Source organism: Photobacterium proteolyticum (assembly GCF_001939735.1).
Taxonomy (GTDB): domain Bacteria; phylum Pseudomonadota; class Gammaproteobacteria; order Enterobacterales; family Vibrionaceae; genus Photobacterium; species Photobacterium proteolyticum.
The window spans coordinates 1-26,324 of sequence record NZ_MJIL01000098.1; the positions used below are offsets into that span (position 1 = coordinate 1).

Here is a 26,324-nt window from a genome sequence, read left to right on the forward strand (position 1 = left end):
GACGCGGGGTGGAGCAGCTTGGTAGCTCGTCGGGCTCATAACCCGAAGGTCGTCGGTTCAAATCCGGCCCCCGCAACCAATTCTCTTATGAGAATATGCGACACTAGCTCAGCTGGTAGAGCGCAACCTTGCCAAGGTTGAGGTCACGAGTTCGAACCTCGTGTGTCGCTCCAATTNGGTGGAGCAGCTTGGTAGCTCGTCGGGCTCATAACCCGAAGGTCGTCGGTTCAAATCCGGCCCCCGCAACCAATTCTCTTATGAGAATATGCGACACTAGCTCAGCTGGTAGAGCGCAACCTTGCCAAGGTTGAGGTCACGAGTTCGAACCTCGTGTGTCGCTCCAATTTCAATGAGAGTCATGGCAAATGTGCGAGGAACCTCGTGTACCTAGCCGGCTGCGACGCTCCAATTTCTGCTGTCACTATCACTATATCTGATCGTGAAACGGCAAAACTACTACTGTGAAGTACTAGTCCAAATGCAGCATTCCTGGGTTACTCGATCACCGATAGCCTTGTGTGTTGCCCCAAGTTCCGTAGCTTCGGCTATAAGGAACCACAAGAAGCAATCAGCTTCGACGACATCATCAGAATTTTGCCTAGACAGTCTTTAGTGACTGGTTTTGTATCTTAGGTAAATGCGATGCTCTGTAAGCTAATGCCGTGAGGTATTGGTGCCAAATGACGACACATGCTCTTTGATTTAGCTGATACCAGTGGTTGGTCTGTACGCTGCTGATAAGGACTTGTGAATCGTATCTGCTCTCTTTATCCAGAATCAATAATTGCCTGAATGCTGATATATTCTGGGCTGCTGTCTTGATCTTTGGAACAAACCATTAGTTAGTGCACAGACTTATCCACATGAGTCAAACTGTGGGTAAGTCAGTTGATTACGTGTGCCGACTCCGTGTGAATAACTCCTTTCTCCTAATAAATTGGCCTCGGAAAAACGTTATCCAAAAAAAATTATCAACAAGCTAAAGTATTGATATTGATGGCATTTAATATCTTTATTCAATATTTATATACAGCCTGATCAATATGTTTTGTCTTGGGATAACTGTTTTGATTCCCTGCATTCAGGCCTGTGTTTAATATTTTACGATCAGGGATAAAATCGTGGGGATGAAATTGTTTTCCACATTCATGCAGAAGCCTGATTTCGCTCCCAGTTTGTGTGTCCAAAAATGTGCAGACGCTTAAAGGCCCTCAGGGCTACGCATCTCGCGGCAGGCCTTTTTCGACAATCCTGATCAGCCTTTTGGTTTTGCCCGGTAATATCTCAATGGCATGTTCCTGATGCCTCTTCGTTTGTATTTCCATCGCCCAGTGAATATGAATATCAAGCAATTCGTTTTCCCCAAGGCGTTGTTCCAAAGCCTCAAAGATATCTGCGCTATATGGTGCGTTACCCATAGCAATCGTTAAGTTACGCAACCATTGGATATGACCGATACGTCGGATTGCTGAACCTTCCGTATTTTTCAAAAACTGTTTTTCTGTCCATTGGTACAGCACATGCAGTGGCTGCTGATACAGGCTATCACGACAATGATAGTCAACTTCTTCGGTAAGATCCGAAAAACGGTTAAACGGGCAGACCAGCTGACAATCGTCACAGCCGTAAATCCGGTTGCCAATGGGCTCTCGCAGCTCTTCAGGAATAATGCCGTCAAACTCAATGGTGAGGTAGGAGATGCAACGTCTGGCATCAACGACACCTTCCTCAACGATGGCACCGGTGGGGCAACTGGTCATACAGGCGACACACTTGCCGCACTGGTTGTCGATAGGAGTATCGACAGGGAGAGGGAGATCAATGAGCAGCTCGCCAAGAAAAAACCAAGAGCCAGCTTCCGAGCTAAGGATTAGCGAGTGTTTTCCTGTCCAGCCCAGGCCGGCTTTTTCTGCCAGTGGCCGTTCAAGAATGGGAGCCGAGTCGACAAAAGGGCGGTAGCCGAACTCGCCAACTTCTTTTTCTATCAACTGGCCAAGACGCTTAAGACGATTGCGAATTAGTTTGTGATAATCACGTCCCAGCGAATAGCGGCTGATGTAGGCAGTATCGGGCTGTTTGAGGCTCTGGGCAAAACCGGCCTCAGGAGGTAAGTAGTTCATCCGCACACTGATCACCCGAACCGTACCGGGATGCAGTTCGGCGGGACGGGCTCGCATCATACCGTGGCGGGCCATCCAGTCCATGTCACCGTGATAGCCGGCATCAATCCAGCGCTGAAGCTGAGCCTCGTGCTGGTGAAGATCTATATCGCTGATCCCCACTTGCTGGAAGCCGAGTTCCTTGCCCCATTGTTTGATTTTCTGGGTCAGTTCGCTGTAGTCGATGTTCATGCTCTGATTCACAGTGTGGCTGAATTCTTGGGGGCCGAAGTGTAACACAATCATCATTGCTTTCACTGATAATAGAAAACTCAGCAAGAATGGGAGCAGAAATACTTTTTTGACATTGTACCGGGCGGTAGTTTTGGGCACTATTTATTCATTATGTGGTTTGGTTGCCCTGCCTGCGCTGATCTTGGCAGCCATGAAGAACGTTAGCGGCTTAGAGGTAAGGCAATACCATGGTGACTTCGCAACTACCGACACACTTATACCGCGCTGAACAAGTTCGCCACGGCGAGCAGTTGGCGGCCAGAGCAATGCAGCTTGAGATGTACCAGTTAATGGAAAGAGCCGGGCAGGCGGTATTTTCACATTTTCGCCTACAGTACCCGGAGGCTGCTTCACTGCTGGTATGCTGTGGTGGTGGTAATAACGGCGGGGACGGCTATATTGTGGCCCGGCTGGCCCGGGAATCGGGGCTGGCGGTAACGCTGTGGCAGTTGGGACAGCCCGAACGTTTGTCGGGGGATGCTGCCCGAGCCAGGGATGCCTGGCTTGCCTGCGGTGGGAAAATTACGCTGCCGGAGTCTAAGATTCCGGACTCTGCCGAGGTGATCGTTGATGCCTTGTTGGGAACCGGCCTGAAAGGAAGCGTCCGGGAAGACAGTGCCGGGCTGATTAGCCTAATTAATCAGGCTGGACGGCCGGTTGTCGCAGTCGACGTGCCATCTGGGCTGTGCGCTGATACGGGCAATATCCTTGGCACGGTTATTCAGGCACAATCGACAGTGACCTTTATCGGTTTGAAGCAAGGGCTGTGTACCGGTCAGGCGGCTCAGTACTGCGGAGAGGTACTTTTTGCCGGCTTGGGTGTCGACGATGCTTTTCGTCAGCAGGTGCAGCCGTCGGCTTACCGGATCTGTCAGGATGCGGTGAGGCAGTGTTTGCCCCCCCGTGGCCGTACAGCACACAAGGGTGATCATGGTCGGGTATTATGTGCCGGTGGTGATGTAGGGATGGCCGGTGCCATTCGGCTGGCTGCCGAAGCTTGTGCAAGAAGCGGGGCCGGGCTGACTGCGGTGATCACCCAGCCTGACAATGTGCTGTCAATTGTTACCGCCAGACCTGAGATAATGGTACAGGGGTGGCAAGATAAAGCCCATGAAATCAGCCAGAGGCTGGAGTGGGCCGATGTTATTGTGATAGGGCCTGGCTTGGGGCAGAGTGACTGGAGTAAGGCACTGTTGTTCCACTTTGACGCCACCGAGAAAACAATGGTCGTTGATGCCGATGGATTGAACTTATTGGCCCTCTCACCAGACTATAAAAATAATCGTATAATGACGCCGCATCCGGGAGAAGCTGCCCGGTTGCTAAATACCACGGTTGCCGCAGTAGAGGCTGACCGGTTTGCTGCCGCGAAGTCGCTGCAGCAAAAGTTTGGCGGTGTCGTTGTTCTGAAAGGAGCCGGCACTCTGATCAATGACGGTCGGCAGTGCTGGGTATGTACTGCCGGTAACCCTGGAATGGCAACAGGTGGCATGGGTGATGTGCTTTCTGGCATTATCGGGGCGTTGGCAGGGCAGGGGCTTTCGTTATCGGAAGCCGCCCGGACTGGCGTCTGGATCCACAGTACCGCTGCTGATCTTTGTGCCCGGGAGGGGGAACGTGGTGTATTGGCCAGTGATCTGTTTCCTTATATTCGACAATTAGTAAACCCAAGATAAAGATAACAATGCAAACATTTGAAACACTGCTTGCCGATGAACAGGCAACCGTAGATTTAGGCCTTAAATTGGCAAAGGCATGTAAGCGCCAGACAACCATTTATCTGCATGGCGACTTGGGTGCAGGCAAGACCACATTTAGCCGGGGCTTTATTCGAGCTCTTGGCCATCAGGGCAACGTGAAGAGCCCGACTTATACCTTGGTGGAACCGTACGAATTGCCACCCTGGCAGGTGTACCATTTCGACTTATATCGCCTGGCGGATCCGGAAGAGCTGGAGTTTATGGGGATCCGCGATTATTTCAGCAATGACGCCATTTGTTTGGTGGAGTGGCCGGATAAGGGCGAGGGTTTGTTGCCTGAGCCGGATCTGGAAATCGAAATGCGCTATGCCGGTGAGCAGCGAAAAGTGGCTGTTACTGCTAGAAATGAATATGGTCTAGAGTTGATCAAGCGTTTGGAGTTGTGTTGATCAGGATGTCTTTACGGGCTTTTTTGTATTTATTCTTTTTTGGGGTAGGGATGTTCGGCTCGATGGCGATGGCCAACGAGCTGAAGAGCATTCGTGTCTGGCCCGCGCCAGATGAAACCCGCGTGGTGCTGGATCTGCAAGATGAGGTGACGTTTTCCTACTTCACCCTGACCAAGCCAGAGCGCTTGGTGGTCGATCTTAAAAAAACCACCTTAAAAACCAAGTTGCCGGTGACGGTCAAAAACAGTGCGGTGCTGAAGAAAATTCGCAATAGCAGCGCACCGGAGAAGGGCACCTACCGTTTGGTGTTTGAAACCAAGACCGGCGTTAACCCAACTATTTTCAAGTTGGCACCAACGCCGGATGGCCATTATAGCCACCGTCTGGTGCTGGACTTGCCGCACAAGAAAAAGGCGGTGAAGGCCAAACCTGCGGCACCGAAAAAAACGGTTAAGGAAAACCAGAAAGCCCTGTTGCCCTATGGCAATGATGACATCATCGTCGCAATTGATGCCGGTCACGGCGGGGAAGACCCCGGTTCTATCGGTCCGACACGTAAGTACGAGAAAAATGTCACCTTGGACATCTCGAAAAAAGTGGCGGCCAAAATCAATGCCACCCCGGGCATGAAAGCGGTACTGACCCGTCAGGCCGACTATTTTGTTAACCTCAACAAGCGCTCGGACATTGCTCGTCGCAACAAGGCTCACCTGCTGGTATCAATCCATGCCGATGGATTCCACAAACCACAGCCTCGCGGGGCGTCGGTATGGGTACTCAATACTCGCCGCGCCAACAGTGAAATTGGTCGTTGGCTCGAGCAGCACGAGAAGCAGTCAGAATTGCTTGGCGGCGGTGACGTGTTGTCCGGGGGGAACGATGATCAGTATCTGAGCATGGCCGTGCTGGACTTGCAGTTCAGCCACTCCCAGAAAGAGGGGTATGATGTGGCGACACGGGTACTGAAAGAACTGAGCCGGGTGACTACCCTGCATAAAAGCAAGCCGGAGCACGCCAGTCTGGCGGTGCTGAAATCGCCGGATATTCCGTCGCTGCTGGTCGAAACCGGATTCATTACCAACCCGAAGGAAGAGCGGCTGCTCAATTCACGCTCGCATCAGACTAAGCTGGCGAATGCCGTCTACAAAGGGGTGCTGGCTTACTTTAATGCCAAACCGCCGGAAGGTACTTTGTTTGCGGCGAGAAAAGGCGGGGTGAAACACAAGGTTACCTCTGGCCAGTCCCTGAGCGTGATTGCCAGCAAGTACGGCACGTCGGTAGCGGCACTGAAGAAGGTCAATAAGCTCAGCAGTAATACCCTGAAAGTCGGTCAGGTACTGGTGATCCCGGGGAGCTCCGTTGCTGCGGCGAGCCGAACGGCGTCACCGGCCTCAACGAAGCCTGTACAGCGAGCGGTCACAGTCACGACCCATACGGTGAAGCGTGGCGAGTTTCTTAGCAAAATTGCGGCCAATTATGGCGTAACGGTTACCAGTATCCGCAGCCTGAATAAGTTACGCTCCGATGAGCTGGCGATTGGCCAGAAGCTAAAAATTGATACCAGTAACCGCAAGTCGATGAAGCATACGGTGAAGCGCGGCGAGTTTCTGGGCAAGATTGCCTCCCGTTATGGGATCAGTGTGAATAGTCTCCGCCAGGCAAATAAGCTAAGCTCAGATACATTAGCGGTAGGCCAACAGCTAACCATCCCGAGTAGTTAACCATACCTAGAAGTGAATTATGCCTATTCAGATCTTGCCCGCCCGGCTGGCAAACCAAATTGCTGCAGGCGAAGTTGTTGAACGTCCTGCCTCGGTGGTCAAAGAGCTGGTAGAAAACAGTTTGGATGCCGGTGCTACCCGTATTGATATCGATATTGACAAGGGCGGCAGCCGGACTATCCGTATCCGCGATAACGGCAAGGGGATCCCGAAAGAGGAACTCAGCCTGGCTTTAAGCCGCCACGCGACGTCGAAAATTACCTCGTTAGACGATCTCGAGGCCATTATGAGCCTGGGCTTTCGTGGCGAGGCGCTGGCCAGTATCAGCTCGGTTTCCCGTCTGACCCTGACCTCCAAGACGGCGGATCAGGAAGAGGCATGGTCAGCCTATGCCGAAGGGCGGGACATGGAGGTACAGCTGAAACCGGCGGCCCACCCGGTGGGTACCACGCTGGAGGTGCTGGACTTGTTCTTCAACACTCCGGCCCGACGCAAGTTCCTGCGGACCGAGAAAACCGAATTTAGTCACATTGACGAATTGCTCAAGCGCATTGCACTCAGCCGGCTGGATGTCACGATCAATTTGCGCCATAACGGCAAAATGATCCGCCAATATCGAGCCTCTCAAACCCAGGTACAAAAAGAGCGCCGTCTGGCAGCGGTGTGCGGCTCTAATTTTCTTAACCATGCACTGGCTGTCGAGCTGGAACATGGTGACTTGAAACTGTCGGGCTGGATCTGCAGCCCACAGGGAGCCAGAGCCCAGAACGATATTCAGTATTGCTACGTCAATGGCCGGATGATGAAGGACAAGCTCATCAATCATGCCATACGCCAAGCGTATGAAACCAGCCTTGCAGCTGATCAGTATGCGGCCTATGTGCTGTTTATCGAGGTTGATCCGCACCAGGTGGATGTCAATGTCCATCCGGCGAAGCACGAAGTGCGTTTCCATCAGGCGAGGCTGGTTCATGACTTTATCTGCCAGGGGCTGCAGAGCGCCCTGCAACAGGGTCTGGAACACAGCCTGGAAGAGAGCAGCGAAGCTCTGTATCAGCCGCCTCGGCGGGGCAGTGCCGAAGCCAGCCAGGCTGTCGCCCCGCCAGATGATGGGATTGCCGAACCGTCGGCAGTCATGTCAGCGGTGGCGCGTACGCCTGATTATCCCAATAAGGCTCATGCTAGTGAGTGGTTGCCAACCTCAAATCATCATGAGCATGGTGGCAGCTACCGTGAGGCGGGTGCCTCAAGGGCATCGGGGACAACTGGTGCTTCGGGGATGCCGAGAGGCCAGGGGCAGCAGCGCCAGTTTGGCCACGATGCACCGTCAAAACGCGAGGTTAGTGCTTACCAACAATTGATGCAAACACCGAAGCAGGCGGATTTTGAGCCTCTCTCTCCGGCACCTATACCGGTACCGACAGCGTCTTCTTTGCGGGAACCAAGCGCGCCTAGGCCTGAACCAACGCCTCGTGCGTTGGAGACTCGCTCTTCGCCATCGCCAGTTCGCCAAACGGCCATAGATGCGCAAAATGGGATTGGTCTGGGTAAAGCTCTGTGTTTGACGCAGCAGCGGTACTTGCTGCTGAGTCGAGATAACGGGGTATTTGTTCTTTCGCTGGACAACGCACAGCGCCTGCGTTGCAAAGGCCAGCTGCAGCTGGCCCAAACGGAAGGGCTAAAACCGCAGCCATTGTTGATCCCACATTCCGTACCGGTCGAGCCAGGCATGATAGAATGTGCAGAACAGCATGCTCAGTTGCTCAAGCAACTGGGCATTCATCTTAAAGCCAAGGGCAAAAACGGACTGATCATCATGTCAGTCTGTATGCCGCTTAGGCAGCAAAACCTGCAGCAGTTGATCCCGGCCCTGTTGGGGTATCTGGCTTCGGTAGCCGATGACCCTGAAGCGCAGGGTTGGGATAAGCTGCTGGACTGGTTAGCATCGCAGCTCGTGATTCCGACCGAAGGCTTCAGCTTGTCGCAGGCAATACAGCTGGTGACGGATCTGGAGCAGCTATGGGGAGATTCACTTGAACACTATTATCCAAACTTGCTGCGTCCGGTTGACGTCGGCGCGGCAATAGAAGCATTTGATTTATGAGCAAGCCACTACCTCAGGCCATTTTTTTAATGGGGCCGACCGCATCGGGAAAAACAGATTTGGCCATTCGATTGCGCCAGCAGTTGCCGGTGGAGTTGATAAGTGTTGATTCAGCCCTTATCTATAAAGAAATGGATATCGGCACAGCCAAGCCAGATGCGAGGGAACTTTCTCTTGCGCCTCACCGTCTTATCGATATTCGTGATCCAGCGCAAAGTTATTCAGCTGCAGACTTTCGCGCTGATGCACTGAAAGAAATGGCTGATATAGTTGCAGCAGGGAGAATTCCTCTGCTGGTTGGTGGTACTATGTTGTACTACAAGGCATTATTGGAAGGCTTGTCGCCATTGCCGGCGGCGGATCCGGAGGTCCGAGCTGAAATTGAGCGAGAAGCCGAAGAGAAAGGCTGGCAGGCATTGCACGAGGAGCTGGTGCGGATAGATCCGGTATCGGGAGCCAGAATCCACCCTAATGACCCGCAGCGGCTCTCTCGGGCATTGGAAGTTTTCCGTATTTCGGGTAAAACTTTAACAGAGCTGACGAAAACCCAAGGTGAATCTTTACCATACAAGGTTCACCAATTTGCAATAACACCCAAGGATAGGGCTGTCCTACATCAGAGGATTGAGCAACGTTTTGACAAAATGATTGAAGCAGGTTTTGAACAGGAAGTTCGTGCTTTGTATGAGCGAGGTGATCTGCATCCAGATCTTCCATCGATACGTTGCGTGGGTTACCGACAGATGTGGGAATACTTGGACGGGAAGTGTGATTTGGACGAAGCGGTCTTCCGCGGAATCTGCGCAACCCGTCAATTGGCGAAGCGTCAAATTACCTGGCTTCGTAGCTGGAAAGATTTGACGTGGTTGGATAGCAGTGATGTGGATAAAGCGTTACAAACAGTCACAAACTCAGTTAGATGTGATGTTTGATTAGCGTGTATACTCTCACTGTTTTGCGTATTTTTAATTTTGTTCGTTGCTAAATACAACTACAAACAAATAAGGAAAAGAAATAATGGCTAAGGGGCAATCTTTGCAAGACCCGTTTTTGAATGCGCTGCGTCGTGAAAGAATACCGGTCTCTATCTACCTGGTGAACGGCATCAAACTTCAGGGCCAGATTGAATCATTCGATCAGTTCGTGATCCTTCTTAAAAACACTGTTAACCAGATGGTGTACAAGCATGCGATCTCTACAGTGGTTCCGGCTCGTCCAGTGAACCACCATCATGCAGGCGACCGTCCGGCTCCTGCTGAGCGTTCTCAAGAAAAAACTGAAGAATAAGAGTATTCTTCGATAAGGAGTTGATTGCTTGTTTGACCGTTATGAAGCCGGTGAGCAGGCTATTCTTGTTCATATCAACTTCACGCAAGAAGGGGAATGGGAAGACTTAAGCGAATGCGAAATGCTGGTCTCCTCTGCGGGAGTTAATACGCTACGTGTAGTCACAGGTAGTCGTAAAACTCCCCACCCTAAGTATTACGTGGGAGAAGGTAAAGCACAGGAAATTGCCGAAGCGGTTCGGGCTGAAGAAGCCGAGATCGTGATATTCAACCACTCCCTCTCTCCAGCGCAAGAGCGTAATCTGGAGCAGATTTGTAAATGCAGAGTATTAGACCGTACTGGCCTGATCCTGGATATTTTTGCCCAGCGTGCACGTACCCATGAGGGTAAATTGCAGGTTGAGCTTGCTCAGTTACGTCATATCTCCACTCGATTGATCCGCGGTTGGACCCACCTTGAACGACAGAAGGGTGGTATCGGTTTGCGTGGTCCGGGTGAAACTCAGCTGGAAACGGATCGCCGTTTACTACGAGACCGTATCAAAACTATTTTACGTAGATTGGAAAAGGTATCGAAGCAGCGCGATCAGGGGCGCAGAGCCAGAAATCGGGCTGAAATACCGACCATCTCGCTGGTGGGTTATACCAATGCGGGAAAATCGACGTTATTTAACCGAGTTACAGATGCCGGGGTTTATGCCGCTGACCAGCTGTTTGCGACCTTGGACCCAACCCTGCGCAAGATTGACGTTGCCGATGTCGGCACATCGATTCTGGCCGACACGGTTGGGTTTATTCGCCACTTGCCCCATGACCTGGTGGCTGCGTTTAAGGCAACATTGAAAGAAACCCAGGATGCAAGTTTGCTGTTGCATGTGGTGGATGCCAGTGACGAGCGTTTTCGCGAAAACATTGATGCGGTGAACAATGTGCTCGATGAAATCGATGCCGGTGAAGTCCCTGTCCTGATTGTCATGAATAAGATCGACAATCTGGAAGGTGCCGAACCGCGTATTGAGCGAGATGAAGACGGGAGCCCCCGTCGGGTTTGGGTTTCGGCGATTGAAGGACAGGGCATTGACCTGTTGTTCGAGGCGCTGACTGAACGTTTGTCTGGCACTATGGTGAAACATACGCTGTGTCTGCCGCCATATCTGATTGGCCGGTACCGCAGTAAGTTTTACCAGCTTGGGTGTATTTTGCATGAAGAATATGAGTCTGATGGCAGCCTGACGATTGATATTCGATTACCGTTGGCTGAGTGGTCTCGGTTACAAAAAAGAGAAAGTACTTCGTTAGATGACTTTATCGTTGCTTAATGGACTGCTAGAGTAATAAGAAAAACTGTCGTCATATCATATTGATGGAGTTCTATAATGGCGTGGAATGAGCCTGGTAACAACGGCGGCCGTGATAAAGACCCTTGGGGGAATAATAATCGCGGCGGTCGTGATCAAGGTCCACCGGATCTCGATGAAGTTTTTTCAAAACTAAGTCGTAAGTTCGGTGGCATTTTTGGGAATAAGAAAGGGCCTTCGGCTGGTGGCAGTGCTGCCGGTCTAGGGGCGATTGCGGTACTCGCGACTGCAGTATGGGGATTCTCGGGTTTCTATACCATTGGTGAAGCGGAACGAGGCGTAGTACTGCGCTTTGGTAAGTTTTACGAGATGGTTGATCCGGGTCTGAACTGGAAGCCGACGTTTATTGACGAAGTGACACCGGTCAACGTTCAGGCTATCCGTTCTCTGCGTAGCTCCGGCCTTATGCTGACCAAAGACGAAAACGTACTGAAAGTTGAAATGGATGTTCAGTACCGTGTGTCAGATGCCAACAAGTATCTGTTTAGCGTGACCAACGCCGATGACAGTCTGCGTCAGGCTACCGATTCAGCACTGCGTGCGGTAATTGGTGACTCGGCGATGGATGAGGCATTGACGACGGGCCGTCAGACTATTCGTGCCAACACCCAGGAAGCGATCGACAAGATTATCCAGACCTATGATATGGGTATCTTCGTTGTCGATGTGAACTTCCAGTCAGCGCGTCCGCCGGAAGCGGTAAAAGATGCGTTTGATGACGCTATCGCCGCGCGAGAAGATGAAGAACGTTTCGTTCGTGAAGCCGAAGCTTACAGCAATGATATCTTGCCGAAAGCAACCGGTCGTGCGGAGCGTCTGAAGAAGGAAGCTGAAGGTTATTCTGAGAAGGCCATCAACGGTGCGCTCGGTGAAGTGGCACAGTTTGAGAAGCTACTTCCAGAGTACCAGGCTGCCCAGGAAGTAACCCGTAACCGTCTGTATCTGGAAACGATGGAACGCGTATACGGCAATACCAGCAAGGTCATGGTTGATTCCAACTCCAGCGGCAACTTGTTGTACCTGCCGTTGGACAAACTGATTAACCCGTCTGAGCAGGGCAGTAAGCCTAAGAGCAGCACATCAAGCGGCTCCTATGGTATTGAGCTTGAGAAAGTTGAAACAACAGCCCCTGTATCCACGGCTCCGCGTGGCGATACTGGCCGTCAAGGGAGATATTAATTATGCGTAAGTTAATGATCCCAGTGATTGTCATCTTTATTGCTGCGCTGCTGATGTCGATGTTCATCGTACAGGAAGGCGAGCGCGGTATTGTGGTTCGGTTTGGCCGGATCCTGAAAGACAACAATACTGAAATTGCACGTATTTACGAACCGGGTCTGCACTTCAAGGTGCCGGTATTCGACCGTGTCCGTATGCTTGATGCTCGTATCCAGACTATGGATGACCAGGCCGACCGTTTCGTCACGTCAGAGAAAAAAGACGTGATCATCGATACCTATGTCAAATGGCGTATCGAAGATTTCGGTCAGTACTACCTGACAACCGGTGGCGGTGATGCTTCAACGGCAGAAGCGCTACTGAAACGTAAAGTGGTTGATAGCCTGCGTTCTGAAATTGGTTCGCGTGAGATCAAGCAAATCGTTTCTGGCCCGGATCGTGGAACGCCTGTTGTAGCTTCTGATGAAGACGATGCTCCGGCAACAGAGATTGTTGCCGAGATCGCTCCTCGTAAAGAGGTGGAAGGCCAGCGTGATCAAATCATGGCTAATGTACTGGCTGACATCAAGATAAGCGCAATGAAAGACTTGGGTGTTGACGTAGTTGACTTCCGTATGAAGAAAATCAACCTGCCTGATGAAATCAGTGAGTCTATCTACCGTCGTATGCGTGCCGAGCGTGAGTCTGTTGCGCGTAAGCACCGCTCTCAAGGTCGTGAGAAAGCGGAAGTTATCCGCGCCCAGTCTGAGCTGGAAGTGGCGAAAATCCTGGCTGAAGCTGATCGTCAGGCACGTGTTGTACGCGGTACGGCTGATGCAAAAACGGCAGAGATTTACTCTTCAGCGTTTAACAAGGATCCGGAGTTCTATAACTTCCTGCGTTCTTTGAAAGCGTATGAGAACAGCTTCAATTCGAAGAACGATATCTTGGTGGTTGATCCAAATACTGACTTCTTCAAGTACATGAAAGAATCAAGCGGCACTAACTAAGCCGATACTGATAAGCAGAAAGACAAGGCCTCGGCCTTGTCTTTTTTTTTGCCGTTGGAACAGAATGCAATATTAAGGTCGTGATCATGAGTAAAGCAATTTGGTTGGCTTTGGGGTTAGTGTTGGTTTTTGAAGGACTTGGACCGTTACTGGCACCAAGGGGGTGGCGAGAGATGGTTAGTCAGCTAAGCCAGCAGAATGACAACACCCTGCGTCGGATCGGCGGTTGCCTGGTCGTCGCCGGCAGTGTGATTGCCTACATGATGTACACTAGTATGTAAATTGCCCTAGCATGCAACCGTGACAGTGTTCTTGCAGAAATAGCCGCTACGGTTAAAAAATGACTGCAAGGCGCTCTTTAAGGTGCTAGAATCCCTTTTTAACTACTGATAGACGAAGAAAGATGGCAAATAATGTAGTCGTTCTTGGCACCCAATGGGGTGACGAAGGTAAGGGTAAGATCGTTGATCTTTTGACCGAAGATGCAAAGTATGTAGTCCGCTACCAAGGTGGCCACAATGCAGGTCACACTCTTGTCATTGACGGTGAAAAAACTGTCCTTCACCTGATCCCATCAGGTATCCTGCGTGACAACGTTAAATGCATCATCGGTAACGGTGTTGTACTTTCTCCAGATGCTCTGATGAAAGAAATGGGCCCGCTAGAAGAGCGTGGTATTCCTGTTCGTGAACGTCTGTTCCTGTCAGAAGCTTGTCCGCTAATCCTTCCATACCACATCGCACTAGACCAGGCTCGTGAAATCGCTCGCGGTAAAAAAGCGATTGGTACAACAGGTCGTGGTATCGGTCCTGCTTACGAAGATAAAGTTGCTCGTCGCGGCCTACGTGTTGGCGATCTGTTCGACAAAGAAGCGTTTGCCGAGAAGCTTAAAGAAGTTATGGCTTACCACAACTTCCAGCTTGAGCATTACTACAATGCCGAGCCAGTAAGCTACGAAGAAGTGTTGGAAACTATCATGGGTCAGGCTGACGTACTGACTGCGATGGTTATCGATGTGACCAAAGAGCTTGATGACGCGCGTCTGCGTGGCGACAAGATCATGTTCGAAGGTGCACAAGGTACGCTGCTGGACATCGACCACGGTACTTACCCGTATGTAACCTCTTCTAACACAACGGCTGGTGGTGTTGCTGCAGGTTCTGGTTTTGGTCCTCGTCACCTGGGTTACATCCTGGGTATCGCGAAAGCATACTGCACACGTGTTGGTGCTGGTCCATTCCCGACTGAGCTATACGACGGTCAAGACAAGCAAGATCCTGTTGGTAAGCACCTAGGTGAAGTCGGTAACGAGTTTGGCGCAACGACAGGTCGTCTACGTCGTACTGGTTGGTTTGATGCGGTGGCTATGCGTCGTGCAATTCAGATCAACTCAATCTCAGGTTTCTGCCTAACTAAGCTAGACGTATTGGATGGCCTGAAAGAAATCAAAATCTGTACTGGCTACAAGACTAAAGATGGCGAGCTTCTGGAAGTGTCCCCAATGGCGGCTGACGCTTACGAAGATCTAGAGCTAATCTACGAAACTATGCCTGGTTGGTCTGAAAACACATTTGGTGCTAAGTCACTGGATGCGCTTCCACAGGCGGCTCTTGATTACATCGCGCGTATCGAAGAGCTAACGGGTGTGCCAATCGACATTATCTCGACTGGTCCGGACCGTAACGAGACTATCATCAAGGTTCACCCATACGGTGAATAATCATCGCTTCTGATGATCGGATGGATAAAAACCAACCCTGAGGGGTTGGTTTTTTTATGCCTGCGAGTTGGGGGAACGGCGATATTCGCTTACTATGGATCTTGCTCCCAATATTCGCCGCTACCTGTTGCGTCAATTTTCCTACTGTGTAAAGAATTCAAGCGGCAAAAAATTGCCGTTTTTCTGATAAAGAGGTTAAAGTCTGACTGACTCTTGCCGATAAGGTATCTACGGTTCAACAGAGACTAGTAAATGAAACTGCAAGCCCTGCTTCTTTCCACATTGCTGACAGCGACACCCGCCTATGCATTAGAAGATGTAGGTGAGGCAGTTCCTGTGTATACCGAGTCAGACCTGATCCGTATGTTTGACGCCAACAGCCACCTTCAGCAGGTAAAAGCCGATGATTGTCAGTTGCTTCAGGATATTGAAGCACGTGCGGTCCGGGTTGAATCTCCGGCTTACCAGTTCTTATATGGTGACATGCTGGCATGGGGGGTTTGTGTTGATCGTGATGTCGAGACGGGCATCTATTACATGCAGTCTGCAGCTCACCAGGGATCCCCGGCAGCACTGGAGCAGTTGGGACGTTACTACGCGACGGGAACGCTGGTTCAGCAAGATAGGGAGCGAGCGATTCCTTACTTGCGTGAAGCGGCATCCATGGGCAATGTCGATGCCCGTATCCAGCTGGCCGAATTGCTCCTCAGCAACTACGGCAGCCCGCTGGATTTTGAGGATGCCTATCGCTGGCTGTATAACACGGTGACGGCTAGCCGCAAGACCCACAGTAAAATCACAAGTTTACGTCGTAGCCTGGAAAACCGCATGCCGGGCAATGTGATTGCGCGGGCGAAGCGTCGCGATACCTTCTGGTAGAGCACGTTATTATGATGAACATATGAAAGAGAGGCCCTTGGGCCTCTCTTTTCGCATCTGCTCTTGTTCTGGCTTACCTTACAGCACTTTATGAGGACCGAAGCATTCGTAGTGAATATGATCTTCGCTGATCCCCATGTTGATCAACTGCTTGCCGATATGCTGCATAAAGCCGACCGGTCCGCAGAAATAGTAATGCATCCCCGGTGCCGTCAGGCTGTCTTTAAGGCTACCCAGATCCATCAGGCCCTGATGCTGGTAGTCTTCTGTTGGACGGTCAGACGTAAGTGGTTTGCGATACCAGGTGTTGACAGAAATATGCTCGTGCTGATCGGCAATCGTACGCACCTGCTCTTTGAAGGCATGCTGAGCACCGTTTTCGGCCGCGTGCAGCCAGTGCACCTCGGCCTGATGGCCGGTGAGGGTTTCTAACATTGACAGCGTCGGCGTCAGGCCGACACCGGCTGAAATCAGGACGACAGGCGTTGTCGGTTCAACTTCCAGGAAAAAGTCTCCGGCGGGGGCGGCAAGTGCAACTTTGTCGCCGACTGAAAGGGTATCGTGCAGGTAGCCAGAGACCTTGCCGCCGTCTTCGCGCTTGACGGAGATACGGTAGCTGTCTTGGCGTGGTGCACTCGACAGGCTGTACTGGCGGATCTCCTGGTGCTCGAAGTCGTCAGGTTTGAGGTAAATCCCCAGATATTGTCCCGGTTTGAAGGGGGCAACAGGGCCGCCATCGACCGGTTTAAAGGTGAAGCTGGTGATCACATCGCTTTCTTTGCGCTTGTCGACCACCTCAAACTGACGGGTACCGCGCCAGCCCCCATTTTTGCTTTCGTTTTCTTGGTAGATTTCTTCTTCGCGCTTGATGAAGACATCTGCTAAAACGCCGTAGGCTTCAGCCCAGGCATCGATTACCTCCTGGCCCGGGGAAAATAGCTCGTCAATGGTCGCCAGCAAGTGGCCGCCGACAATGGCATATTGCTCGGCAGTGATCATAAAGCTGGTGTGCTTGTGGGCAATTTTCTCGACTGCCGGTAACAAAGCCGCCAGATTGTCGATGTTGTTGGCGTAACCGCAGATAGCGTTGAACAGGGCTTCGCGCTGATCGCCGTTTCGCTGGTTACTCATGTTGAAAATATCTTTCAGCTCAGGGTTATGGCTGAACATTCGCTGGTAGAAGTGGGCCGTGAGCGACGGACCGGTTTGGGCAAGCAACGGAGCAGTTGCTTTAACTGTATCGATGGTTTTTTGACTTATCATGACTTATTTTACTTTCTCACATTAAAGTTATATTTATAATGCATCTTATAAGTTGTATCTGATCTGTATCTTTTAGTCAATAACCAGACTAAAATGGCGGCAGGAGGAGTTATTGTGCAGTTAACAAGTTTTACCGATTATGGCCTGCGGGCCCTGATATACTTGGCAACGTTACCGGAAGGTGAGCTGGCCAGTATCTCTAAAGTGACCGAAATATATAGTGTGTCACGCAACCATATGGTCAAAATCATTAATAGATTGGGCCAGCTGGGCTATGTCGAAACCGTGCGGGGCAAAAATGGCGGTATTCGCCTGGGTATGCCTGCGGACCAGATAGTCCTCGGCGATGTGGTGCGTGCGATTGAACCGTTGCAGATCGTCAATTGTAGTGAAGACTTTTGCCACATTACACCGGCATGTCGCCTAAAAGGGATCCTCGATTCCGCGAGGCTGGCATTTTTGGCCGAGCTTGACAGACATACCCTGGCAAGCCTGATTTCGGATAACCCGCCACTGCGTGTATTGTTGGATCGCCCTGTCGCATAATCGTACAGCCAATCAATAACTTCTAAATTTTTTCAGTGGAGCAAAGAAATTGAACTTTGCTCCCGTCTGTTCACCTATGGCCCGGATATACTATGGTTATATCTTCGCCAATATGGATCTGCTTATGTCCAAAGGTACTACCGATTTACCGGTCGACCCTTTTCGCGATCGCGAAGCATCAAATTATGAAAACCCAATCCCAAGCCGTGAGATGCTCCTTGAAGTGATCCGCGGCTTTACTGCTCCTGTTAGCCGTGACCAGCTGTTTGCTGAGTTAAAGCTGGAGGGGGATGACCAGTATGAAGGCCTGCGTCGCCGTTTGCGGGCGATGGAGCGTGACGGCCAGCTTATTTTTACCCGCCGTCAGTGTTATGCCCTGCCAGAGCGCCTTGATCTGATCAAAGGCCACGTCATTGGCCATCGCGATGGCTTCGGCTTTTTGCGCCCTGAAGGCACCAATGCCAAAGAAGAAGATCTGCTGCTGCCGCACCACCAGATGCGCGGGGTGATCCACGGTGATTATATTCTTGCCCAGGTGGCTGGCACGGATAAGCGTGGCCGCCGTGAAGGCCGTGTGGTTCGTGTACTTCAGGAGTACTCTGGTCAGATCGTCGGTCGTTTCTTTATCGAAGACGGCATGGGTTATGTGGTGCCGGATGACTCCCGGATCTCCCAGGATATTGTGATCCCGAATGAGCACCGGATGGGTGCCCGCATGGGTAATGTCGTGGTGGTCGAGATCAATCAGCGAGCAACCCGTCAGTACAACGCTGTCGGTAAGGTCGTGGAAGTGCTGGGCGAGAACATGGCGCCGGGGATGGAGATTGAGATCGCCCTGCGTACCCACGATATTCCTAATGAGTGGCCGGGTGAAGTTGAAAAACAGATCCAGGGGCTATCGGAAGAAGTACCTGAAGAGGCCAAAAAAGGCCGGGTTGATCTGCGTGATCTGCCGTTGGTGACGATTGATGGCGAAGATGCCCGTGACTTTGATGATGCCGTTTACTGTGAGCGCAAGAAGTCTGGCGGTTGGCGTCTGTGGGTAGCAATTGCCGATGTCAGCCACTATGTTCGCCAGGGCTCGGCATTGGACAACGAGGCGGTTAAGCGCGGCAACTCGGTGTATTTCCCGTCCCAGGTGATCCCGATGTTGCCGGAAGTGCTGTCGAACGGCCTGTGTTCGCTGAATCCGCAGGTTGACCGTCTGTGTATGGTTTGTGAGATGACCATATCGGAAAGCGGCAAGCTGTCAGGGTACAAGCATTACGAAGCGGTGATGAACTCCCACGCCCGTCTGACCTATACCAAGGTGAGTCACATGCTGGAGGGGGACGAGGAGCTGCGTGAGCGCTATGCACCGTTGGTTCCGCACCTTGAAGAGTTGTACAGCATGTATAAAGTGCTGAAGACTGAGCGTGAATCGCGCGGTGCGATTGAATTTGAAACGGTGGAAACCAAGTTCATCTTCAATGCGGATCGCAAGATTGATCGTATTGTACCGGCAGAGCGTAATGATGCGCACAAGATCATCGAAGAATGTATGATCCTGGCCAATATCGCCTCGGCCCGTTTTGTCGAGAAAGCCAAAGAGCCGGCCTTGTACCGGGTGCATGATGCGCCGGGCGAGGAGCGTCTGATGGGGTTCCGTGATTTCCTCGGCGAGCTGAGCCTGAACTTGTCTGGTGGGCTGGAACCATCGCCTCGTGACTATGCTGAGCTGGCTGCGCTGATCCACAATCGTCCGGACAAGGAGCTTATCCAGACCATGCTGCTGCGCTCGATGAAGCAGGCGGTATATCAGGCCGATAACATCGGCCACTTTGGCCTGGCCCTGAAGCAGTACGCGCACTTTACCTCGCCAATCCGCCGTTATCCTGACCTTACCTTGCACCGTGCACTCAAGTACCTGATTGCGAAGAAAGAAGGCAAGAATACCGATCGCTGGACACCAACTGGCGGGTACCATTATTCGTTTGACGATATGGACGTGTTGGGCGAGCAGTGCTCGATGACCGAGCGCCGGGCCGATGACGCAACCCGCGATGTCGCTGACTGGCTGAAGTGTGAGTACATGCAGGATCATGTCGGTGACGAGTTTGACGGTGTGATAGCGAACGTGACGGGCTTCGGTTTCTTTGTTCGCCTCAATGAGCTGAACATTGATGGCTTGGTGCACATCTCCAACCTGGCCAATGATTATTACCAGTATGATGCGGTTGGCCAGCGCCTGATTGGTGACAGCTCCGGCCAGGTCTACCGCCTGGGCGATACGGTGAAAGTGAAGGTTGCCTCGATTAACCTCAATGATCGCCAGATTGACTTCGACATTGTCGGCAGTACCCGTAAACAGCGCGGCGCTGGTAAAACGGCCAAGAACCGCGAGAAACAACAGCGGATGCGCAAGGCTGAAGGTCTGCAGCGCCAGAGCATGAAAGTCTACCGGGTTGAAGACGGCGAGGCGCAGCAGGAGCACCGCAGCAAGTCGAAAAAAGAGCGTAGCTCGGTTCGCCAGAAACTGAAGGCGGGGGCGATCCCGCGTCTTGAGGACGATAAAGCCCCTAAAGGCAAGGCTGATGATAAGAAGAAAGCCAAGAAAAAGTCGTCCAAGAAACGAAAGCAACGAGCTGGAAAAAAAGAACGCGCAGCGAAGAAGAACTAAGTAATGAGTAATCAAGTAATTTTCGGCATTCATGCCGTGAAAGCCGTATTGGCTTCCGATCCGTCACGCTTTATCGAAGTGTTTGTGCTGAAAGGGCGTCAGGACGATCGTCTGATGCCAGTATTGAATGAGCTGCAGATGCTGGGCATTACCATGCAGCAGGCTGGCCGCAAGGCGATGGACGATAAAGTTAAAGGGGCCTCCCACCAGGGTATCATTGCGCGCGTCAAGCCGGGCAAGCAGTACAACGAAAATGATCTCGACGACCTGTTGGCAGGCAAAGAGAATCCATTGTTGTTGGTATTGGACGGTGTGACGGATCCGCACAACCTGGGGGCCTGTTTACGCAATGCTGATGCGGCCGGTGCCGTGGCTGTGGTTGTCCCTAAAGACCGCTCGGCCCAACTGAACGCAACGGCCAGCAAGGTGGCCTGTGGGGCTGCTGAAGTAATGCCATTGGTTCGTGTAACCAACCTGGCTCGCTCGCTGCGCGCATTGCAGGAGAAAGGAGTTTGGGTGGTCGGTACGGCAGGAGAGGCGACGCACGATATCTATCATAGCAAGCTGACCGGCCCGCTGGCGATTGTCATGGGGGCCGAGGGTGAGGGTATGCGCCGTTTGACCCGCGAGACTTGTGACGACCTGATCAAAATTCCGATGGCGGGCTCGGTGTCGAGCCTGAATGTCTCGGTGGCTACTGGTATCTGCCTGTTTGAAGCGGTTCGCCAGCGCCAGGACGGCTAGTCATAGCAGCTAACGCGTAGCAACGCCTCGGACAAGATAGAGCAGAAGCGGATTATTGATAACGCTTCTGCTTTTTTATTCCCGCCAAACCATAAAATTAGCTTGCTTAGATTGTCCATTCTCTGTACTATTCTGCCTCCAAATTCTCGGTTCTTTTTTTAGTTCCTTGCTTCTCCTGGATGACCGAGCCAAATAGAGAAGCTGATTAATCCGTAAGGAGCAACCAATGCGTCATTACGAAATCGTATTCATGGTGCACCCTGATCAGAGCGAGCAGGTTGCTGGCATGATCGAGCGTTACACTGCTGCTATCAAAGATTCTGGCGGTCAGATCCACCGTCTAGAAGATTGGGGTCGTCGTCAGATGGCTTACCCAATCAACAAACTGCACAAAGCACACTACGTTCTAATGAACGTTGAAGCTGAGCAGTCTGTTATTGACGAGCTGGAATCTACTTTCCGTTTCAACGATGCAGTGATCCGTAACATGATCATGCGTACTAAAGGCGCTATCACTGAGCCATCTCCAATGATGAAGGCTAAAGAAGAGCGTGCCCCACGTCGTGAAGAGCGTGCAGAGCAGCCAGCTCCAGCACAGTCTGAAGGCGAAGCAGCAGCTGAGTAATTTGTAGATGACCAATCGTCTGGAGTTATCTGGCGTTATCGCCAAAGACCCCAAACGAAGCAAGTCCCTGGCGGGAATTCCTCATTGTCACTTTGTGCTTGAGCATCGTTCCTACCAGCGGGAAGCTGATTTACCCCGTCAAGTGTACTGTTACATTAACGTGGTCGTCAGCGGGCAAGGTCAGCAAATACTCACTCAAGATTTAGCTGTCGGCAGTCACATTAAGGTAGGGGGCTTTGTCTCTTATCAAACCGGCCGGAATGGCATTGGTAAATTAGTGTTACATGCCGATCACATTGAAAAAATTTAGTTCAGGAGATAAGCCCATGGCACGTTTCTTCCGTCGTCGTAAATTCTGCCGTTTCACTGCAGAAGGCGTACAAGAGATTGACTACAAAGACGTAGCAACTCTAAAAAACTACATCACTGAAGCTGGTAAAATCGTACCAAGCCGTATTACTGGTACTCGCGCTAAATACCAGCGTCAGCTAGCTCGCGCTATCAAGCGTTCTCGTTACCTAGCACTTCTACCATACACTGATAAGCATCAGTAATCGGTAGCGGTTTAATTAAGTTTAAGAGGACAAGATAATGCAAGTTATTCTACTTGATAAAATCGGTAACCTAGGTGGCCTTGGCGATCAGGTTAACGTTAAAGCGGGTTTTGCTCGTAACTTCCTTATCCCACAGGGTAAAGCTGTTATGGCAACTAAAGCTAACGTTGAAATGTTTGAAGCTCGTCGTGCTGAGCTAGAAGCAAAAGTTGCTGAGCAACTATCTGCTGCTGAAGCGCGTGCTGAAAAACTAAACGCTCTAGAAGCTGTAGAAATCGCTTCTAAAGCGGGTGACGAAGGTAAACTATTCGGTTCTATCGGTACTCGTGACATCGCTGATGCTGTAACTGCAGCTGGCGTTGAAGTAGTGAAGAGCGAAGTTCGTCTACCTGAAGGCGCACTACGTACTACTGGCGAATTCGAGATCAGCATCCAGCTGCACTCTGATGTATTCGCAACTATCAACCTAAACGTTGTTGCTGCAGAGTAATAGCTTTTAGTGTTGTTAGAAAAAACCAGCCTCCGGGCTGGTTTTTTTGTATCTGGGGTCTGACAAAATACAGTGTTGCTGGCAGGATGGTATTGCTAGATCTTGAACAGCAGGTTGATTGTCATCGTCGAGTCACGTTTCTCCAGCCCGTCCGGTACCCAGCTGTTGATCTTCTGGGTATTGCTGAACTTGATTGCGATGTGGTCGGTGATTGAGCTGGTCAGGTCAATCTCGGTTTCTAGAGTACTGTTACTGTTACCGGCAACACCGGTAAAACGGGCATTGAGTTCGACGGTCTTCGAAGGCTTCCAGGTAAACTTGGCACTTCCCCGGAGGATCAGCTCATCGACTGTTTCCGGCAAGATGATGTCATCATCGTCAATTTCATCAATATTCGGCTCCTGGTGGCGATAGCCCGGACCGGCTTCGACTTCCATCTGAAGAGTTTCCAGCCGCAGCAATTGATAACCGAGACCAGTGGCAAGGGTAAAGTCGGTAAAGTACGGACCGTACCTGTCGTCAACATAGTTGGCGTTTCCCAGCACATAGGTACGCTCGTTAATCTTCACGTCACTCTGTAGCTCAATCTGGCCCTTGCGCTTGTCTTCCTCGCCGTCTTTTTCCGCCAGCAGGTACTTGGCTTCGGCCGTTTGGCGATACTGGTTTTTCACATAGGTCAGTTCGATACGGGTGTTGAGCGACTCTGAATCTGAGTTGCCGCCCAGGGATTGGTAGCCTAGCTCCAGTTCGCTGGACCAGGGAGGCGGGATCTGGGTGGGCTTGTCGTCGTCGGCATGAGCGGGAGTATTGGCAAGCAGTAATAAGGCCAGTAAATATCTTGCCAAGTGTGCCCTCCTTAGGGACATGAATACGTGAAAATGGAACCGAACATCCAAGTTTACCTGAACTATGTCATTTTTTGGTCAAAAATCATGACAATTCTCGATATTTCGCGGAAATAAGCAGCATAATCTTCCAGGGGAGCTGCAAGCTTTTCAGTTATTGCACTTTTCCCCGCTATATTGATACATAGACCTCGCATGAATAAGGTATAATCCCCGGCCTAGTTTCCGGTAAGCACGCAGTTCCTATGGCAGAGAAAAGTAAACCGAATAAACCCAAAGATTCCCAGATGGATGCTATCAAAATGCCTCCTCACTCTCTGGAAGCCGAGCAATCCGTCCTGGGTGGCTTGATGCTGGACAACGAGAAGTGGGATACCGTGGCTGAGAAAGTGGTCCCCAAAGATTTCTACAGCCGCCCTCACCGAATTATTTTTGAAGGCGTCTCGGTTTTACTTGAAAGTGGTCAGCCTCTGGATCTGATCACTCTCTCTGAGCAGCTCGAGCGATCCGATCAGTTGGAGGATGTCGGCGGCTTTGCCTACTTGGCGGAGCTGGCCAAAAATACCCCGTCAGCTGCAAACATCTCGGCCTACGCGGAGATTGTGCGCGAGCGGGCGCTGGTTCGCGATATGATCGGGGTGGCCAATGAGATTGCCGATGCCGGTTATGATCCGCAGGGACGAACCAGTGAAGACCTGCTCGATATGGCAGAGAGCAAAGTATTTGCGATTGCCGAGCAGCGAACCAATGAAAATGAAGGCCCGCAGAATGTCGATACGATTCTGGAGAAAACCCTGGAGCGTATCGAGCTGCTGTACCAGACTCCTCAGGACGGTGTGACTGGTGTCTCGACTGGCTTTAGCGATCTGAACAAGAAAACAGCCGGTCTGCAGGGCTCTGATTTGATTATCGTGGCGGCGCGTCCATCGATGGGTAAAACCACCTTTGCGATGAACCTGTGTGAAAATGCAGCCATGGAGCAGGAAAAGCCGGTACTGATTTTCTCGCTGGAGATGCCCGCCGAACAAATCATGATGCGTATGCTGGCTTCTCTATCCCGAGTCGATCAGACCAAGATCCGTACTGGGCAGCTGGATGACGAGGACTGGGCGCGAATTTCATCGACGATGGGTATTCTGATGGAAAAGAAGAATATGTTCATTGATGATAGCTCGGGTCTGACCCCGACGGAGGTACGTTCCCGCGCCCGTCGTATTGCTCGTGACAGCGGTGGTTTGAGCATGATCATGATTGACTACCTTCAGTTGATGCGAGTGCCTGCCCTGCAGGATAACCGTACCCTGGAGATCGCCGAGATTTCACGCTCCCTCAAGGCATTGGCGAAAGAGCTGAATGTTCCTGTCGTGGCACTGTCGCAGCTGAACCGCTCGTTGGAGCAACGAGCCGACAAACGCCCGGTAAACTCGGACTTGCGTGAATCGGGAGCCATCGAGCAGGATGCCGACTTGATCATGTTTATCTACCGTGATGAGGTTTACCACGAAGACAGTGCCCTGAAAGGAATTGCCGAGATCATTATCGGTAAGCAGCGTAACGGTCCTATCGGTTCGGTGCGTCTGACCTTCCAGGGGCAATTCTCCCGATTTGATAACTATGCCGGCCCGGCTTTCGACGAAGAGTAAGCGGACGGATTTTCTTGATGACTTGGTGCCGGCTTGCCGGCCCAGGCCGGATTCATTGATGTAGGATTTTTAATGAAAGCGGCGACAGCTTATATCAACACAGCAGCACTGACCCATAATATCAGCCAACTCCGGTTGCAGGCACCGAACAGCAAAATTCTGGCAGTGGTAAAGGCCAATGCGTATGGCCACGGTTTGGCTCACGTGGCGCAAAGCTTGCCGGACGTGGATGGTTTTGGTGTCGCACGTATTGAAGAAGCCCTGACGCTGCGGGCGGGTGGAATAGTAAAACCAGTCCTTTTGCTGGAAGGCTTCTATGCCGCCACTGATCTGCCGGTATTGGTAACCAACAATATCCACACTGTGGTGCATTCTTTCGAGCAGCTAGAGGCCCTGGAACAGGCCCGGCTCGATAGTCCGGTTGTGGTGTGGCTGAAAATTGATACCGGTATGCACCGCCTCGGTGTTCGCCCCGAGCAGCTCACTGAATTTATTGATCGCCTGCATGCATGCCCGAATGTGGCCAAGCCGCTGCGTTATATGAGCCACTTCGGATGTGCCGATGAGCTGAACAGCTCGGTTACCCATCAACAAATTGATACCTTTCTTAGCCTGACTGACGGTTGCCGTGGCGAGCGTTCTCTGGCCGCCTCGGCAGGTATCCTGGCTTGGCCTGACAGCCAACTGGAATGGATCCGTCCGGGGATCATTATGTACGGCGTGTCACCGTTTATGGAGCCCGAGCGTTCGTCGTCGTCTTTCGGTATGAAGCCTGTGATGACGCTGACGTCCAGCCTGATTGCCGTCAGGGATGTAAAAAAAGGCGAGGCGGTGGGCTACGGCGGGATTTGGACCAGCGAGCGGGACACCAAAGTAGGGGTTATTGCGATCGGTTATGGCGATGGCTACCCGCGTGCGGCCCCGAACGGCACGCCGGTGCTGGTCAATGGCCGCATCGTGCCGATGGCCGGCAGGGTCTCAATGGATATGCTGACGGTAGATCTTGGCCCGGATGCTGCTGACAAAGTGGGTGACGAAGCGATATTGTGGGGAGAAGGTCTGCCCGCCGAGGTGGTTGCCGAGCATATTGGCACGATCGCCTACGAACTGGTGACCAAGCTGACTTCCCGGGTGGCCATGGCCTATTTATAACTAAGCAAAAATTCGGACAGTTTTG

24 protein-coding genes and 3 tRNA genes are annotated in these 26,324 nt (G+C 51.6%); 24 read left to right on the forward strand and 3 right to left on the reverse strand.

The features are described 5' to 3' along the window. The first annotated feature begins 2 nt into the window (after nt 1-2). The 3 genes from BIT28_RS25865 (at nt 3) to BIT28_RS25880 (ending at nt 343) form a co-directional block, all read left to right on the forward strand. A tRNA-Met gene (locus BIT28_RS25865) sits at nt 3-79 on the forward strand. A gap of 18 nt (nt 80-97) precedes the next feature. Next, nucleotides 98-173, forward strand: a tRNA-Gly gene (locus BIT28_RS25870). Between the two features lie 94 nt (nt 174-267). After that, nucleotides 268-343: transfer RNA gene (locus BIT28_RS25880), tRNA-Gly, on the forward strand. Nucleotides 344-1,217: 874 nt separating this feature from the next. Here BIT28_RS25880 and queG read toward each other — a convergent pair. Then, complete coding sequence (queG, locus tag BIT28_RS25885) at nt 1,218-2,351, reverse strand: tRNA epoxyqueuosine(34) reductase QueG (RefSeq protein WP_075767919.1); 1,134 nt, start codon at nt 2,349-2,351, stop codon at nt 1,218-1,220. A gap of 230 nt (nt 2,352-2,581) precedes the next feature. Here queG and BIT28_RS25890 point away from each other — a divergent pair, with 230 nt between their 5' ends. The 12 genes from BIT28_RS25890 to motX all read left to right on the forward strand — a co-directional run bounded on the left by BIT28_RS25890 (nt 2,582) and on the right by motX (nt 15,778). Beyond that, on the forward strand, nt 2,582-4,069 hold the full coding sequence (locus tag BIT28_RS25890; RefSeq protein WP_075767852.1) for a bifunctional ADP-dependent NAD(P)H-hydrate dehydratase/NAD(P)H-hydrate epimerase: 1,488 nt from the start codon (nt 2,582-2,584) through the stop codon (nt 4,067-4,069). Between the two features lie 8 nt (nt 4,070-4,077). Then, nucleotides 4,078-4,542, forward strand: coding sequence for a tRNA (adenosine(37)-N6)-threonylcarbamoyltransferase complex ATPase subunit type 1 TsaE (gene tsaE, locus BIT28_RS25895; protein ID WP_075767853.1), 465 nt, complete (start codon nt 4,078-4,080; stop codon nt 4,540-4,542). 50 nt (nt 4,543-4,592) lie between these two features. Continuing rightward, on the forward strand, nt 4,593-6,263 hold the full coding sequence (locus BIT28_RS25900; protein WP_075767854.1) for a LysM peptidoglycan-binding domain-containing protein: 1,671 nt from the start codon (nt 4,593-4,595) through the stop codon (nt 6,261-6,263). 19 nt (nt 6,264-6,282) lie between these two features. Beyond that, entirely contained in the window at nt 6,283-8,367 is a 2,085-nt protein-coding gene (gene mutL / locus BIT28_RS25905) for a DNA mismatch repair endonuclease MutL (RefSeq protein WP_075767855.1), read from the forward strand. Beyond that, nucleotides 8,364-9,299 carry a tRNA (adenosine(37)-N6)-dimethylallyltransferase MiaA gene (miaA, locus tag BIT28_RS25910; protein ID WP_075767856.1) on the forward strand — a complete coding sequence of 312 codons (936 nt, stop codon included), beginning with the start codon at nt 8,364-8,366 and terminating at the stop codon, nt 9,297-9,299. Before mutL ends, miaA begins: the two co-directional genes overlap by 4 nt. An 85-nt stretch (nt 9,300-9,384) precedes the next feature. Then, nucleotides 9,385-9,654, forward strand: a complete 270-nt coding sequence (gene hfq / locus BIT28_RS25915) for an RNA chaperone Hfq (protein ID WP_075767857.1) — start codon at nt 9,385-9,387, stop codon at nt 9,652-9,654. 28 nt (nt 9,655-9,682) lie between these two features. Further along, on the forward strand, nt 9,683-10,972 hold the full coding sequence (gene hflX, locus BIT28_RS25920) for a ribosome rescue GTPase HflX (protein WP_075767858.1): 1,290 nt from the start codon (nt 9,683-9,685) through the stop codon (nt 10,970-10,972). 57 nt (nt 10,973-11,029) lie between these two features. Then, nucleotides 11,030-12,190 carry an FtsH protease activity modulator HflK gene (hflK, locus tag BIT28_RS25925; RefSeq protein ID WP_075767859.1) on the forward strand — a complete coding sequence of 387 codons (1,161 nt, stop codon included), beginning with the start codon at nt 11,030-11,032 and terminating at the stop codon, nt 12,188-12,190. Between the two features lie 2 nt (nt 12,191-12,192). Further along, on the forward strand, nt 12,193-13,179 hold the full coding sequence (hflC, locus tag BIT28_RS25930; protein ID WP_075767860.1) for a protease modulator HflC: 987 nt from the start codon (nt 12,193-12,195) through the stop codon (nt 13,177-13,179). 86 nt (nt 13,180-13,265) lie between these two features. Next, the gene (locus tag BIT28_RS25935; protein WP_075767861.1) at nt 13,266-13,460 is read left to right on the forward strand and encodes a DUF2065 domain-containing protein; all 195 of its coding nucleotides are present in this window, start codon (nt 13,266-13,268) and stop codon (nt 13,458-13,460) included. A 122-nt stretch (nt 13,461-13,582) separates the two neighbouring features. After that, nucleotides 13,583-14,899, forward strand: coding sequence for an adenylosuccinate synthase (locus tag BIT28_RS25940; RefSeq protein ID WP_075767862.1), 1,317 nt, complete (start codon nt 13,583-13,585; stop codon nt 14,897-14,899). Nucleotides 14,900-15,151: 252 nt separating this feature from the next. Beyond that, nucleotides 15,152-15,778, forward strand: a complete 627-nt coding sequence (gene motX / locus BIT28_RS25945) for a flagellar protein MotX (protein WP_075767863.1) — start codon at nt 15,152-15,154, stop codon at nt 15,776-15,778. 78 nt (nt 15,779-15,856) lie between these two features. On the opposite strand, the gene hmpA is transcribed toward motX, so the two are convergent. Then, nucleotides 15,857-17,041 (reverse strand): NO-inducible flavohemoprotein, encoded by a 1,185-nt coding sequence (gene hmpA / locus BIT28_RS25950; RefSeq protein ID WP_075767864.1) that lies wholly within the window; start codon nt 17,039-17,041, stop codon nt 15,857-15,859. A gap of 114 nt (nt 17,042-17,155) precedes the next feature. On the opposite strand from hmpA, the gene nsrR reads away from it, so the two are divergent. The 7 genes from nsrR to rplI all read left to right on the forward strand — a co-directional run bounded on the left by nsrR (nt 17,156) and on the right by rplI (nt 22,659). Further along, a complete protein-coding gene (nsrR, locus tag BIT28_RS25955; RefSeq protein ID WP_075767865.1) occupies nt 17,156-17,587 on the forward strand; it encodes a nitric oxide-sensing transcriptional repressor NsrR in 432 nt (143 codons plus the stop codon). Nucleotides 17,588-17,711: 124 nt separating this feature from the next. Further along, a complete protein-coding gene (gene rnr / locus BIT28_RS25960) occupies nt 17,712-20,246 on the forward strand; it encodes a ribonuclease R (RefSeq protein WP_075767920.1) in 2,535 nt (844 codons plus the stop codon). Nucleotides 20,247-20,249: 3 nt separating this feature from the next. Next, nucleotides 20,250-20,990, forward strand: a complete 741-nt coding sequence (rlmB, locus tag BIT28_RS25965) for a 23S rRNA (guanosine(2251)-2'-O)-methyltransferase RlmB (RefSeq protein ID WP_075767866.1) — start codon at nt 20,250-20,252, stop codon at nt 20,988-20,990. Nucleotides 20,991-21,216: 226 nt separating this feature from the next. Next, entirely contained in the window at nt 21,217-21,615 is a 399-nt protein-coding gene (gene rpsF / locus BIT28_RS25970) for a 30S ribosomal protein S6 (RefSeq protein ID WP_075767867.1), read from the forward strand. 7 nt (nt 21,616-21,622) lie between these two features. Beyond that, entirely contained in the window at nt 21,623-21,925 is a 303-nt protein-coding gene (gene priB, locus BIT28_RS25975) for a primosomal replication protein N (protein ID WP_075767868.1), read from the forward strand. Nucleotides 21,926-21,941: 16 nt separating this feature from the next. Next, entirely contained in the window at nt 21,942-22,169 is a 228-nt protein-coding gene (gene rpsR, locus BIT28_RS25980; RefSeq protein WP_002539422.1) for a 30S ribosomal protein S18, read from the forward strand. 37 nt (nt 22,170-22,206) lie between these two features. Next, nucleotides 22,207-22,659, forward strand: coding sequence for a 50S ribosomal protein L9 (gene rplI / locus BIT28_RS25985; RefSeq protein WP_075767869.1), 453 nt, complete (start codon nt 22,207-22,209; stop codon nt 22,657-22,659). Between the two features lie 95 nt (nt 22,660-22,754). Here rplI and BIT28_RS25990 read toward each other — a convergent pair whose 3' ends face one another. Next, complete coding sequence (locus BIT28_RS25990; protein ID WP_075767870.1) at nt 22,755-23,504, reverse strand: DUF481 domain-containing protein; 750 nt, start codon at nt 23,502-23,504, stop codon at nt 22,755-22,757. Nucleotides 23,505-23,749: 245 nt separating this feature from the next. Here BIT28_RS25990 and BIT28_RS25995 point away from each other — a divergent pair, with 245 nt between their 5' ends. Together BIT28_RS25995 and alr are read left to right on the forward strand one after the other, a co-directional pair. Next, entirely contained in the window at nt 23,750-25,147 is a 1,398-nt protein-coding gene (locus tag BIT28_RS25995) for a replicative DNA helicase (RefSeq protein ID WP_075767871.1), read from the forward strand. 72 nt (nt 25,148-25,219) lie between these two features. Next, complete coding sequence (alr, locus tag BIT28_RS26000; protein ID WP_075767872.1) at nt 25,220-26,299, forward strand: alanine racemase; 1,080 nt, start codon at nt 25,220-25,222, stop codon at nt 26,297-26,299. Nucleotides 26,300-26,324: the final 25 nt, after the last annotated feature.